Raw genomic sequence first — 14,209 nt, forward strand, 5'->3', positions numbered from 1 at the left:
CCTACAGAGGCTAACATCACTGCTGCAAAGAAGGCAGTTCAGGACGCACTTGATGCAAAGGTTGATCAAGATGAACTTAAAACAGCAAATGGAAAAATCAAGAATGCGGAAACAGCCAAGGCAATAGTAGAAGCAGAAACAGCAGCAAAAGCAGCAGACGATGCACCTTCATCAACAACTATCAAAACTGCTGAAGATAAAATAGAAGCAGCTAAAAATGCAGGAGCAACAGATAGTGAACTTAAAACAGCAAATAATTATCTTAATTCTGCAATCGAAAAGTTAGAGGAAGAGTCCAAAAAGGCTACTAAACCTGAAAATACGGACAATAAAACTGGGGAAACAGGTACTGTGAATAGTAATTCTGTTAAGAATGAAAAAAGTAAAAATGTTGGAGAGTCAGATAATATAAACAATATTGTCATGCCTGTTGAGGATGATAGCAAAAATAACTCTGATAAGGTATCTGGTAGCGGTTCCAGCACAGGTAATGAAGAGATTGTCGAAAACGAAACAGGAGCAGTTAGCGTACCGACAGGCGGAACTGTAGCAGGAGCAGGCAGCGAGTCCACAGGCGGAAGTGGATCCGGAGCAGGCGGCGATTCTACAGGTGGAAGCGCAGCAGGAGCAGGCAGCGATTCTACAAGCGGAAGTGAATCTGTAGCAGACAACGAGTCAGCAAGTGGAAGCGAATCCGGAGCAGGCAGCGAATCTGAAAGTGCAAGTGACGCAGAAGAATCAACTGATGCCGAGGAAAACTCTGATGCAGAACAGAACTCTCCTGAGCTCGAAAGCAATGAAGATATCACAGAGCCTGAACACACAGTTTCTGATTCTGTTAATGATGCTACTGGAAATGCCTCAAGTGATGGGGAAACTCTTGAGGAAGATGAGGAGCAGGAAGAAGATGAATTCGATGAAGATTCATCCGATGATGCAGTACAAGATGCTAACGACAATAATCAGAACAGTGAAACACTTGCAAATCACACCGGCGAAGACAATAGCACTGAGCAGCCAAGTGGAAATACTGATGAGGCATCTCAGGAAGAAGAGAATGTATCCCGTCTTCCTATGACAGTTACAGTGGAAGGCATCACATATCACATCGGTGTAGATGCTAAAGCAAGAGTCCTTAAAATTGGTGATATGAACTCCGCTTCAATCAATACAGTTACTGTTGATGGTGTTACATATCCTGTAATTGAGATTGAACCGAATGCTTGTACGAAGAATAAGAAACTCAAGAAGCTTTCAATTGGATTAAACGTTATGAAAATTGGAAGAAAGTCTTTCTATAAATGTAAAAAGCTTAAGTCAGTAAAGATAAAAGCTAACAAGAAACTCAAAGTAGAGAGCAGTGCATTTAAGAAGATTCATAGTAGTGCAGTCATCAAAGTTAAGGGTCTCAAAGGTTCTAAAAAGAATAAGCTTGTTAAAAAGATTAGAAAGCAAACAAATGCATTAGTAAAATAATCTTTCATCAAGGCTCCCGAAGAAATTCGGGAGTCTTCTTTTATGCTGTATGAAAACGTATTCCTTAGATAAACTATGTAAAATAGGCAATAATCTTAGTGAAATTACACATAGATTGTTAACTGACGATATATTATTATATTTTGGGCAGAATTTTTCTATGCCTATTCAGCATGTTTTTATATTTTATTTAATGTATATTATAGAGGAGATTTTATGAGAAAGACGAAAATTGTATGTACCATCGGACCTGCCAGTGAATCAGAGGAGATGATTGCTGCTCTTTGCAAGGCAGGAATGAACGTGGCAAGACTTAATTTTTCACATGGAGATCATGAGGAGCAACTTACAAGAATTAAGAGAATTAAGAAAGTACGTAAGGAACTGGGGCTTCCTATTGCTATTCTTCTTGATACCAAGGGACCTGAGTATAGAATTGGCACTTTTAAGGATGGAAAAGTCAACCTTGAAGCAGGTAAGAAATTCACATTTACAACAGAGAATATCAAGGGTGATGACACCATTGTTTCCGTAAGCTATAAGAATCTTGCTAAGGAATTATTTAAGGGAGACAGAATTCTCCTTAATAATGCACTTCTGGAGTTCAAGGTTCTTTCAACTGATGGAGTTAAGATTGAGACAGAGATAATAACAGGCGGTGAGCTTTCAGATAAAAAGAGTATGAGTTTCCCCGGAAAACATATCAAGCAGGTTTATCTTTCAGAGCAGGATAAGTCCGATATTCTTTTTGGTGTACAGAATGATGTTGATTTCATCGCATGCTCATTTGTTTCTGTGAAACAGGACCTGGTGGATGTACATGAGTTCCTTAAGGCTCATAATGGCAATGATAAGGTTCAGCTTATTGCCAAGATTGAGAATCAGTCCGGTTATGACAATATTGAAGAGATATGTACAGAGTGTGACGGTATCATGGTTGCAAGAGGTGACATGGGCGTTGAGGTTCCTTTTGAGCAGCTTCCTGCAATCCAGAAGGATCTTATTACCAAGTGCCGTATGCTCGGTAAGAGAGTTATAACAGCAACTGAGATGCTTGAATCAATGATCCACAATCCTCGTCCTACAAGAGCAGAGACCTCTGATGTGGCAAATGCTGTTTATGATGGCACAAGTGCTATCATGCTTTCTGGTGAGACAGCTGCCGGCGCTTATCCGGTTCAGGCAGTTGAAACTATGTCTAAGATTGCTGAGACAACAGAGCAGAACATCCACTACAACAAGCGTTTCTACAACTATGATTTCCTTATCAAAAATGATGTAGATGCAATTTCTCATGCTACCTGCGGAATGGCAATAGATCTTGATGCCAAGGCAATTGTAGCCTGCACACTTTCCGGACGTACAGCCAGAATGGTTTCAAGATTCCGTTCTCCTGTTGATATCATTGGCCTTACAACAAATGAGAAGACCTGGAGATGGCTCTCACTTTCATGGGCAGTTACTCCCAAGATGTGTGATGTATTCCCTTCAACAGATGTCCTTTTCTACAGTGCCAAGAAGGTTGCTATTGAAACCTTTGATTTAAAGGAAGGCGATAAAATCGTAATAACAGGTGGCGTTACCAACGGTGAATCCGGTAACACAAACCTTATAAAAATTGAAGATGTTTAATGTAAGATGAGTGTTAAAGTTTATCAGGAGACCATCAAAACCTTTTATGGATAGGTTAATCCGTGCCGCCAGGCAAGATGGCGGGTATCTATAAAATCAGAAAACCAGAGCAAAATCAAGTCCGATTGGATTTACCAACCGGACTTTTTTGCATATTTTCTTCTCATTATGTAAAATTAGAAATATTGAAAAGGTATACAGAGGTTATTATCATGAAGAAAATAAAAAATATTTCAATCCTACTTGTTCTCATACTTACACTTGCCGGGTGCGGTAGTAAGAGTGCAGATATTGAGATAAATGAGAGTGATTATAGTAGTTTATTTGAAAAAATAGATGATGAATCTGATGGTACAACTGAAACCAGTGATGAAATCGATTCCTCAGCATCATCGGATGCGACAGATATAGCTGAAACACTAAACGATGATACTGCGTTGGAATCTGAAGATGTGATGCAAACTGAAAAATCTAATGAAGCCGATGCGCAAACTACAGATAAAAATGTAGAGGATGAAGTAACTGCAGAAAAAATAGATGAAGTAACCGAAGCAGCAGATAGTGACGCTGAGGGAACATCAGCAGAAAATGGACAAGATGAAGCAGCTTCAGCAGAAAATAATGCGGATGTAGAAAAAACAACTGACGCAGATGTTGAGAATAATGCAGTTGACACTAATGCAACGAATAATGCTTCTGACGTACCAACAGAGACTCCTTCCGATGAATCAAACAGCGCAGACGTGATTAGCGTTTCAGCACCGCCTCAAACCGGAGGCCACATAGTTGTTATAGATCCGGGGCATCAAAGTAAGGCTATGACTGACAAGGAGCCAAATGGCCCCGGTTCTACCAACATGAAAATGAAGGTCACAGGTGGAACTTCCGGCAGAACTACAGGACTTGCAGAATACCAATTAGCCCTGGACATAGGCTTAAAGTTAAAGGCAGAGCTTTCAAACAGGGGCTACACAGTTGTTATGACAAGAGAATCGAATGATGTAAGCCTTAGTAATGTTGACCGTGCACAGATAGCAAACAATGCAGGTGCGGAGGCATTTATAAGGATTCATGCTAACGGTTCTGAGGACACTTCGGTAAATGGTGCCATGACTATATGCCAGACTCCTAACAATCCATATAATGCTGCGTATTATTCCCAGTCCAGAAAACTCTCGGACTGTGTGCTGGATTCTTTTGTTGCTGCAACGGGCTGTAAGAAGCAGTATGTATGGGAGACTGATACTATGACCGGAATAAACTGGGCTAATGTTCCTTCAACCATAATTGAGATGGGATACATGACTAATCCGACTGACGATACCAACATGGCAAACGCAGATTATCAGCAGAAAATGGTTGCTGGAATTGCTAACGGTATAGATAATTACTTTGCAAATTGATCAATGCTAAATATTTAGACTATGAATTCACAGGAAAAAAATGATAGAAAAAAAGCATATATCGCAATAGATTTAAAGTCTTTTTATGCTTCAGTTGAGTGTCAGGATTTAAGCCGTGATCCGCTTACTACTAATCTCGTTGTTGCAGACAGAAGCAGGACTTCCAAAACTATATGTCTGGCAGTTTCTCCGGCTCTTAAGAAATATGGGATTCCGGGAAGGGCCAGACTTTTTGAGGTTGAACAAAAAGTAAAAGAGATAAATGATGCGCGATTAAGAAAAGCTCCAGGTCATGTTTTTACAGGTGAATCCGACGACGAGGAAGAGCTTCAAAGCAATCCGTCTTTGAAGCTTTCATTTGTTGCAGCTGTACCCAGAATGGCGAGATATATGGAAATCAGTACTAAGATTTACAAGGTCTATCTGGGCTACATTGCACCTGAAGATATTCATGTGTACTCAATAGATGAGGTTTTCATTGATGCCACGAAGTATCTTGAGATTTATAAGAAGACTCCGAAGGAGCTTGCCAGCGAAATGATAAAGGCGGTTGAGGCCAATACCGGGATTACAGCAACAGCAGGAATCGGCACCAATTTATATCTTTGTAAGGTGGCGATGGATATAATGGCAAAGCATGCAAAGGCTGATGAAAATGGCGTCAGGATAGCTGAGCTTGATGAGATGAGTTATCGCAAAGAGCTTTGGGAGCATCAGCCACTGACGGATTTTTGGCGAGTGGGAAAAGGGTATGTAAAAAAACTCAATTCCTTCGGTTTATATACCATGGGAGATGTGGCAAGGTGCAGCATCGGCGGAGTTAACGATTTTCATAATGAAGAGCTTCTATATAAAACCTTCGGAATAAATGCTGAGCTTTTGATTGACCATGCATGGGGGTATGAGCCCTGCACCATGGAGATGATAAAAAAGTTTAAGCCTGAAAATAACAGCCTGAGTCAGGGACAGGTCCTGCACTGTCCGTACACCTATGAAAAGGCAAGGATAATAGTGCGTGAAATGGCAGATGCGCTTTCTATGCAGCTTTTGGAAGCAGGTAAAGTTACGGATCAGGTGGTGCTTACTGTGGGTTATGACATAGAAATCCTAAACAATCCGGAAATCATGAAGAAGTATCATGGAAAGATAAAGAAGGACTATTACGGAAGAAATACACCTGAGCACGCTCATGGCAGTTATAATCTTAGTGATTACACGGCTTTGTCCAGCCATATTATTGAAGCTGCGCTAAGTATATATGAAGAGCATGTTAATCCTATACTTCTCATAAGGCGCTTAAATATAACGGCAGTTCATGTGATTGATGAGGCTGATGCGATTAAGAAAAAAGATGAATCCTTTGAGCAGCTTTCATTATTTGAGAACTATGAAGAGAAGGAGCTCCATAAGAAGGAGGAAAAGGCCGCTGATGAGAAGGAGCTTGCTCTGCAAAAGGCAGCTCTGGAAATAAAGAAAAGATTTGGAAATAATGCCATTGTGAAGGGAACCAGTCTGCAAGAGGGTGCCACCGGACTTGAGAGAGGCAGGCAGATTGGCGGACACAAGGCCTGAAGACCTAATAATGATGATTTTGCATGAAAATGATTATCATTGTTGGATATTAAGAAGTTGAAGTTATTTGAAAAGTTATAGATGGGATTTGCAGAATGACCGAATTAACGAACGTTTTATGAAAAAGTGTTCGATAAGTTTCGGTCATTTTTTATGCATGTGTTCATTAAGAGCTTCAGGGTATGGTCTTGCGGAAACTATTGTGATAACGTCTGTGGTGTTAAATGAAAACAAGAACTTATGAGGAAACGTTATGAAAAAAGTATATCCGCTTACAGCGGCACAAAAGATGCATTACAGATGGATAAGAGAATACGGCACGCAGCAGGTTTCAGGGCTTAGCGTCGTGGCAGCACTAAAGGCAGAGCTTGATTTTGGGTTATTAAAAAAGTGTATCGAACTTGAAATGGAACGCTATGGCTGCATGAGGGTGCGCTTTACAAAAGCAGATGAAGATGGTCAGATCAGTCAGTACATAATTAAAAAGGATCACCGGGATATACCGTTAAAGGATTTATCCGGGATGAGCCTTAAAGAAGCTGATGACCTTATGCAAAGCTGGGCATATCAGACCTTTGATGGAGATGACATTCCTATGTGCGAAGTTTTTATGATAAAGCTTCCTGAAGGGTATCGTGGGTTTTTCATACACATGGATCACAGGCTCATTGATTCCTGTGGAGTTATGGTCATGACAAACGATATCATGTCGCTGTACACCCATTATAGGTTTGGCTCAGAGTATCCGCAGGATCTGGCCGATTTTGAGTCGGTACTTGAATCTGATTTAAGAAAAGCAGGAAATGAAAAGCGGTTCATAAAGGATAAGAAATTCTGGGACGAACAATTGGATATGTATGGTGAACCGGTATATTCAGATATTCAGGGGCCGTCAGTGCTGGAAGAGTCGAGGAAAAGGCATAATAACAAAAAGCTTCGAAGCGCTGATATAGAAAGAAAAGAGTTATTTGTTGCAGTTAAGGATTATAAACTGGACCCCGGACCAACAAAGGAACTGATGGATTTCTGCATCAATCACGGGTTATCAATGACTAACCTTTTATTACTGGGACTAAGGACATATCTGTCAAAGCTAAATGACGGGCAGGAGGATATTTCGGTTCAGAATTTTATTTCCAGAAGGTCAACTAAGGACGAATGGACTTCAGGTGGAAGCAGAACGATAATGTTCCCCTGCAGGACAGTCATAAGTTCTGATACTGATTTTTTATCAGCTGCTTTTGAAATACAGACAATTCAGAATAAGATTTATATGCATAGCAACTACGATCCCGCGCTGATTTATGACGAGATCAGAAAAAGATATAACACGCCGGATGATACCACCTATGAGAGCTGCTACCTGACTTATCAGCCCATGACTGTTAAGATGGACAATCCTTTTCTTAAAAATATTCCGATGCATGCCAAGTGGTTTGCCAATGGTGCAGCCACTAAGAAAATGTATCTGACAGTATCCCATACGGAGGATGGTGGCATGAATTTTTCGTATCATTATCAGACAGTGAAGCTTAATGAAAAGGATATGGAGCTGCTTAATTATTATCTGATGCGAATCCTCTTTATGGGGGTTCAAAATCCGGATATGACAGTAGGAAGCATAATGGAAACAGTCTGAAAGATAATAGGAGGAGACAGGTTATGAGTAAAGAAATGAAATTCAAGGAAATAATTGCACAGTACTGTGAGGTATCAGCAAAGGATATGAAAAACGCACTTCGCTTTCGTGAGGATCTGGGGTTTTCATCACTTGATTTTATGTCATTTTTAGGAGAGCTTGAGGATGAATTTGATGTGGAGCTGGAGCAGGAAAAAGCAACATCAATCCATACAGTCGGGGAGGCATTAGAGCTTCTTAACGAACTTGAGATGGCAGGTTGAATAACGAATAAGGAGTGTGTATGAGAAATATAAGGGATATATGGGATAAAGCAGTTTGTGATTTTAGAGATCTTACGGCTTTAAGGTGGCTTGAAAAAAAGAATATTCATGAAAAAAGCTATGGTGAGCTGGATCAAATTATAAGAAATGTGAGAACACTTTTGGAAAAGGAGAATTTTAGAGGTTCGCATATTGCACTTATTGGTGCAAGTTCTACGGAATGGCTGGAGGGATATCTTGGAATAGTGACGGGTACTAATATAGCGGTTCCGTTGGATGCAGGACTTCCTGATGATGAACTGATAGAGCTACTTAACAGATCCGATTCAGAGGCACTTTTTCTCGGCGCTTCCAGAGCTGATTTATATAAGAAGGTATACGAAAACTGTCCTAAAATAAAGCGCATATGGATGCTTACGGAAAATGAATTTTCCAATTTTCCTAAGGCAGAATTCGATATTCCCGGAGCTATGGAATATGAGATTGCAACCATAATCTATACCTCCGGAACCACCGGAAAAAGTAAGGGAGTAATGCTGACTCAGCAGAATCTTTCAGACAATGTCAGAGCAGTTGAATATGATGGAAAGCCTGGATGTGTTACATTAAGTGTCCTTCCGATTCATCACGCATACTGTCTTGTTATGGATTATCTTAAGACACTTTCTCTTGGTGCAACCATATGCATCAATGATTCATTTATGCACATGGTTAGAAACATGTCCATTTTTAAGCCTGAAGTAATGCTTATGGTCCCGCTGATGATAGAGACTATTTATAAGAAGATTGCTGCAGCAGAAGCAGATGCATTTTTAAGAGTTGGAGTGAATAAAGATGATGGATCATCAGAAGTTGGAATAAGTAAGGCGGAGTCATCGACAGAAGAGAGTAGTTTAATAATTAAGAAGGCTCTTGCAGCAAAAGTTTTTGGCGGTAATCTCAGAATTATATTTACCGGCGGTGCACATCTAGATCCCTTTTATATTGAGAAGTTTGCTGAGTACGGAGTGGATATCCTTGAGGGGTACGGCATGAGCGAGTGTTCACCGGTTATTACAACCAATACTGTTAGTAATCACAAGCCCGGTTCCATAGGGCGGCCACTTGATAACGTGGAGCTTGCATTTGAAAATGGCGAGATTCTTGTCCGCGGCACGAGTGTTATGAAGGGATATTATAAAATGCCTGCAGAGACAGAAGATGCATTGAAGGATGGATGGCTTCATACCGGAGATAAAGGATATCTCGATGAGGATGGTTATCTTTTCATAAATGGAAGAGTGAAGAATCTCATCATCATGTCTAATGGTGAAAATGTATCACCTGAGGAAATTGAGAATAAACTTTCGTTAAATCCGCTTATTTCAGAAGTTATTGTAACTGGTGAAAATAACGGACTGACTGCAAGGATTTATCCGGAGACAGAGCTTGTTGATAAAAAGGGATTATCACCGGAGGAACTTCGTGAAGAGATTCAGAGATTTATAGATGAATACAATAGCGGACAGCTCACCTATCGCCATATAACAGCTATCGTGATCAGGCGTACACCTTTTATAAGAAATTCTACAGGTAAAATAAAAAGACAGGATGCCCTTAAAGAGAATCCTGCTGCATGAGTTTGATTGTTGAAGAGAGCTTAAGTAATATACAAAAAGACATCAGCTCCTGTCATAGTTACTCACACATAAATGGAAGAATTCCATTCAGGAAAATAGTAGTAAGTATATCTGCTACATTTTCTGCTTCTGTCTTAAAATCTTCAGCTATCCATTTATGGAGTACGCCGATGTTACAGCCAATAATCCCGGCTATGAGATACGAGTACTTTTCCTTGGACACATTGCTGCCGGAAATTGTATCAGATACTGTAGTGACATATTGATGGAACATTGTCATAGCTTTTCCAAAGAATACATCGCCCCTTGCGCTTTCAAGGAGACTTGAAAGAAAGGGGTTTTTCTTTGTGTAATTGCAGATGGCTAAAAAGTAGGATTTGCATAGATCCTTGTCGTTTTTTGGATGGAAGGACTCCATCATGTGAAATATATCATCAATAGTTTTATCCTCGGCTGCGCTTACAAGCGCGGGGATATTTTCATAATGATTATAGAAAGTGCTGCGCACAATGCCGGCTTTCTTTATCACATCTGCAACGGTTATCTTTTCAAAATCCTTTTCCTTAATAAGTAAAAAGAATGCATCAATAATTGCTTCTTCCGCGGTGCTGTATCTCTCGTCAAGTTCGTTCATGATTAGCCTTTCCGGTGTATGAAAATCGATATACAATATCCTTAAACATAATACATAGATTCTATCAGTTTTAGGGTATAATTAAAACTGTTAATCGAATATGTTCAATTGAATCAGATATATGATCAAAAATAGTTGAACCAAGTTTGAAACTGTGGCTATTAGCCATAATTGTTTCGATAAGGATTTTTATGGGAAAATATGATGACATTTTAAATATTAAAAGGCCTGTCTCGAAGAATCATCAGCCTATGCCGATTGAGAACAGGGCGGCGCAGTTTATGCCCTTTGCGGCGCTGACCGGATATGATGATGCGGTGGCTGAAACAGCCAGATATACTGAAGAAAAAATCGAACTTACAGAAGAAAAGAAGGCAGAAATCAATGAGAAGTTATCTGACCTTGAGTTAAAATTAAGGGATGGCGACAGAGTGGTAACAGTTACCTTTTTTGTACCGGATGAATTAAAAAGCGGCGGCGAATATGTTACAAGAGAAATCAGGGTAAAGCGCATAGATACATATAAAGGAACATTGGTACTTTCTGATAAAACTGAGATATGGATAAATGATATTCTATCTCTTCTTATTTGATAGAGCATAATATAATATGGAAAAAATAAAGCGTATAAACGAAAAATTTAAAAATCCAAATATCAGATCAATTTTTACTGATACAGCAATAATTGTGGGAATTCTACTTGCGAACACAATAGTCTTTTCACTTACCGGTTTTGGTATTCCATGCGTATTCAGACTATTTACCGGACTTCAATGTCCGGGGTGCGGCATGACTCATGCTGCTATTGAGCTTGCAAAAGGAAATATACATGGAGCAGTTCACTACAATGTCCTTTCAGTAACCATGATGCCGATAATTGTGGCTTATCTTATCTATAAAGGTATCGATATCATCCGCACCGGCAGTACAAAAATGAAATTATGGGAAAATATATTTCTGGTTTTTTGCTGTATTGTGATGGTGGTATTTTGTGTGTATCGTAATATACCGTCTATTCTTTCAGTTGCATATTGATTATGAATTTTTTTGAATATTTAATCATTTCAATCATTTAAAAATTTCTTTAGATATTCCATAAAAAGTATTCTTATATTCAGAGAATAAGCAGCTGTCAGTCAATTCAGAGACTATAGCTGTATTTTGATATTTGTCCTTTAATAAAGTTAAAATATTATATTGTGTCTTACTATTCAAAAAGTTATCAAACTCTTTGAAACTAAATGACAATTCAAATTGTAAAATTATAAAAAAAATATTAAAAAAATATAAACTTTATATTGCAATTATCTAGAGGTGATTAGTATAATATCTTTTAGTAAAAATGAGTTTCAAGGAATTGAATTTATTTTGAAAAAATTAAACACAATTCATATGAGAGGATGAGATAGGCTACAGATTTCTCTACATTCTTAAGACATACATCTTGATTATAGAACTCTGGCTGGTGATTGAAGTGTTATTACTTTAGAATATATGGTGCTTTTCTTAATTCTATGTGAGCTTTCATCATCAATGATTTATATCTTTTCAAATACCACGATTGTTACATCGGCTATTGATTTTAGATAGATTGATAAGAATAAGACATCATATTACTTGATTTATCACCTCGGAGATTGTTGTGGATGCATCAATAATATGTTATCTGAGTATGCTAATTGTACTTTTATAGTTTTGCAGTGGGGATTGCAATCTTCCAGTATAAGTCGAATAACAGCTATTGATAGCTGTTATATATAGGTAAATTATATAGATATGTTAATGGTTATGGGATAGCTGATAATTTATGCTAAATATGATGTTTTGAGCAATTTATTGAGGGGAAAGTATGAAAAAAGGAGAGAAAATAATATGGGGAAGAATCTGAAAATTTGTCTTGTTGGATCATCAGGGGGGCATCTTGCACATCTATATATGCTTAAGAAATATTGGCAGGATAAGGATAGGTTTTGGGTAACATTTGATAAGGAAGATGCGAGGAGTCTATTGGAAGGAGAAAAGATATATCCGGCATATTATCCTTCTAATCGTAGTATTAAGGCGCTAATTATAAACACATTTAGAGCAATCAGGATTTTGTTCAAAGAGCGTCCCACACTAATTATTACATCCGGTGCAGCACCTGCAATTCCATTTTTTTGGATTGGTAAACTTATTGGTGCTAAGACTGTATATATTGAAGTATTTGATCGAATAGATGCACCTACAATAGCAGGAAGGCTTTGCTATCCTGTTACTGATAAATTTTTTGTAGAGTGGGAAGAAATGAAGAAGGTATATCCTAAAGCAATTAATTTAGGATGCATATTTTGATTAACTAGGAGTTTGCACGCGATGATATTTGTAACTGTTGGGACACATGAGCAACCATTTAATAGACTTATTGAATATATGGATAAGTGGGCAGAAAAAAATGAAGAAGAGGTCATTATTCAGACTGGATTTTCAAATTATGAGCCCCAATCTGCGAAATGGAGTAGGTTGTTTTCTTTTCAACAAATGAATGCAAATATGGATAAGGCTCGGATTGTCATTACGCATGGTGGTCCCAGTTCGTTTATTGCGCCACTTCAGAAAGGTAAGGTCCCGATTGTTGTTCCAAGGAGAAAAGAGTTCGATGAACATGTAAATGATCATCAGCTTACATTTTGTAGAATGATTAGCGAACGTATGAAGAGTATAATCCTTGTTGAAGATGAAAAAAACTTAGGTGAAATCATTCAGAATTACGACCAGATTGTTGGAAAAATGAAAGTCGGTAGTAGTAGTAATAACGATAAATTTATTGAAGGCTTTGAAGAAAATATTAAAGAATTGGTGAATAGATGAATAAAGTTGGAATATTGTCCATGCAGCGAATTCAGAACTATGGTTCTTTTTTACAAGCATATGGACTTAAACATATCTTAGAGGAGTTAGGGTGTGAAGTTCAGTTTGTTGATTATCATCCGGGCAATACACTGATACCTGCTGATGGTGGTACAGGTTTTATGCGTAAAGTTTCTAAGGTCATGGATGTTTTTAAATACTCTGCACCTCTAAAGGAAAAGATTAAATATATCAAGTATAAAAAGAATTATGCAGCAAACTATTATCCGTATCTTGGTATTTCTGAGGAAATGAATTATTCTCCTAGAGTAAATACATTGGTCATTGGGTCAGATGAAGTATTTAACTGTGTTCAGAATAATACTAATGTTGGCTTTTCCCCAGAGCTATTTGGGTGCGACAATAATGCTCAAAAGTTAATTTCTTATGCAGCATCATTTGGTAATTCTACCATAGAGAAACTTAAAGAATATCAGGTAGATGAGAAAATTTCAGGATGGCTCAAGGAATTTGACTCTATCTCAGTTAGAGATAGGAACAGTGGAAAGATTGTTGAAGCATTGACAGGTAGTGAACCTAGTTATAATTTGGATCCTGTTCTAATGTATGATTTTCTTGGAAAATGTAAAGATATACCCGATACCGTTAATGATAATAAATATATGCTCTTGTACGGTTATTCTGGAAGATTTAGTAAAGAAGAATGTAAAGAGATAAGAAGATTTGCTAAAAGTAAAGGAATTAAGATCTATTGCATCGGCGGGGTTCAGGACTGTTGTGATAAATTTATTGATGTGAATCCTTTTGAGGTTATAGCATATTTTAAAAATGCAGACTATGTTGTAACGGATACTTTTCATGGTTCCATTATGTCAATCATTACTCATAGAAAGTTTGCAGCAGTTGTAAGAGATACTGGTTATGGAAATAGTCAGAAGCTTACAGATCTACTTGATAGATTAGGATTAGATGATAGAATCCTTTCTTCTATGACAGATATTAGTAATCTGCTTGAAAGAGAAATAGAGTATAGTTCAGTTGATAAGATTATTTCATCTGAAAGAAAAAAAACATATATATTTTTAAAAAATGAAGTTTGTGCATAGTTAAGGAAATATTAA

General features: G+C 38.1%; 13 protein-coding genes. 12 read left to right on the top strand and 1 reads right to left on the bottom strand.

What is annotated here, in order from left to right:
* The 7 genes from T501_RS09620 to T501_RS09650 form a co-directional block, all read left to right on the top strand.
* On the top strand, nucleotides 1-1,476 hold a 1,476-nt coding region (locus T501_RS09620), incomplete at its 5' end, for a leucine-rich repeat protein (RefSeq protein WP_044914555.1).
* A 216-nt stretch (nucleotides 1,477-1,692) separates the two neighbouring features.
* Nucleotides 1,693-3,108, top strand: coding sequence for a pyruvate kinase (gene pyk, locus T501_RS09625; RefSeq protein WP_026510297.1), 1,416 nt, complete (start codon nucleotides 1,693-1,695; stop codon nucleotides 3,106-3,108).
* Between the two features lie 212 nt (nucleotides 3,109-3,320).
* Complete coding sequence (locus T501_RS09630) at nucleotides 3,321-4,511, top strand: N-acetylmuramoyl-L-alanine amidase (RefSeq protein WP_050008239.1); 1,191 nt, start codon at nucleotides 3,321-3,323, stop codon at nucleotides 4,509-4,511.
* 21 nt (nucleotides 4,512-4,532) lie between these two features.
* Nucleotides 4,533-6,083 carry a Y-family DNA polymerase gene (locus tag T501_RS09635; RefSeq protein WP_044914558.1) on the top strand — a complete coding sequence of 517 codons (1,551 nt, stop codon included), beginning with the start codon at nucleotides 4,533-4,535 and terminating at the stop codon, nucleotides 6,081-6,083.
* A gap of 253 nt (nucleotides 6,084-6,336) precedes the next feature.
* Nucleotides 6,337-7,722 (top strand): condensation domain-containing protein, encoded by a 1,386-nt coding sequence (locus tag T501_RS09640; RefSeq protein WP_044914560.1) that lies wholly within the window; start codon nucleotides 6,337-6,339, stop codon nucleotides 7,720-7,722.
* A 23-nt stretch (nucleotides 7,723-7,745) separates the two neighbouring features.
* Nucleotides 7,746-7,985, top strand: coding sequence for a phosphopantetheine-binding protein (locus T501_RS09645; protein WP_026510301.1), 240 nt, complete (start codon nucleotides 7,746-7,748; stop codon nucleotides 7,983-7,985).
* Between the two features lie 20 nt (nucleotides 7,986-8,005).
* Nucleotides 8,006-9,604, top strand: coding sequence for an AMP-binding protein (locus T501_RS09650; RefSeq protein WP_044914561.1), 1,599 nt, complete (start codon nucleotides 8,006-8,008; stop codon nucleotides 9,602-9,604).
* Nucleotides 9,605-9,662: 58 nt separating this feature from the next.
* Here T501_RS09650 and T501_RS09655 read toward each other — a convergent pair whose 3' ends face one another.
* The gene (locus tag T501_RS09655; protein WP_081675237.1) at nucleotides 9,663-10,238 is read right to left on the bottom strand and encodes a TetR/AcrR family transcriptional regulator; all 576 of its coding nucleotides are present in this window, start codon (nucleotides 10,236-10,238) and stop codon (nucleotides 9,663-9,665) included.
* Nucleotides 10,239-10,429: 191 nt separating this feature from the next.
* Here T501_RS09655 and T501_RS09660 point away from each other — a divergent pair, with 191 nt between their 5' ends.
* The 5 genes from T501_RS09660 to T501_RS09680 all read left to right on the top strand — a co-directional run bounded on the left by T501_RS09660 (nucleotide 10,430) and on the right by T501_RS09680 (nucleotide 14,194).
* The gene (locus T501_RS09660) at nucleotides 10,430-10,831 is read left to right on the top strand and encodes a YolD-like family protein (RefSeq protein WP_044914563.1); all 402 of its coding nucleotides are present in this window, start codon (nucleotides 10,430-10,432) and stop codon (nucleotides 10,829-10,831) included.
* 16 nt (nucleotides 10,832-10,847) lie between these two features.
* The gene (locus T501_RS20185; RefSeq protein ID WP_050008240.1) at nucleotides 10,848-11,273 is read left to right on the top strand and encodes a DUF2752 domain-containing protein; all 426 of its coding nucleotides are present in this window, start codon (nucleotides 10,848-10,850) and stop codon (nucleotides 11,271-11,273) included.
* An 837-nt stretch (nucleotides 11,274-12,110) separates the two neighbouring features.
* A complete protein-coding gene (gene pssD / locus T501_RS09670) occupies nucleotides 12,111-12,572 on the top strand; it encodes a PssD/Cps14F family polysaccharide biosynthesis glycosyltransferase (RefSeq protein WP_330363587.1) in 462 nt (153 codons plus the stop codon).
* Nucleotides 12,573-12,593: 21 nt separating this feature from the next.
* A complete protein-coding gene (locus T501_RS09675) occupies nucleotides 12,594-13,088 on the top strand; it encodes a glycosyltransferase (RefSeq protein ID WP_044914565.1) in 495 nt (164 codons plus the stop codon).
* Nucleotides 13,085-14,194: a polysaccharide pyruvyl transferase family protein gene (locus T501_RS09680; RefSeq protein WP_044914567.1), complete on the top strand. Its 1,110-nt coding sequence runs from the start codon at nucleotides 13,085-13,087 to the stop codon at nucleotides 14,192-14,194. Before T501_RS09675 ends, T501_RS09680 begins: the two co-directional genes overlap by 4 nt.
* Nucleotides 14,195-14,209 lie beyond the last annotated feature (15 nt).

The organism is Butyrivibrio sp. WCE2006, from assembly GCF_000701985.1.
GTDB lineage: Bacteria > Bacillota > Clostridia > Lachnospirales > Lachnospiraceae > Butyrivibrio.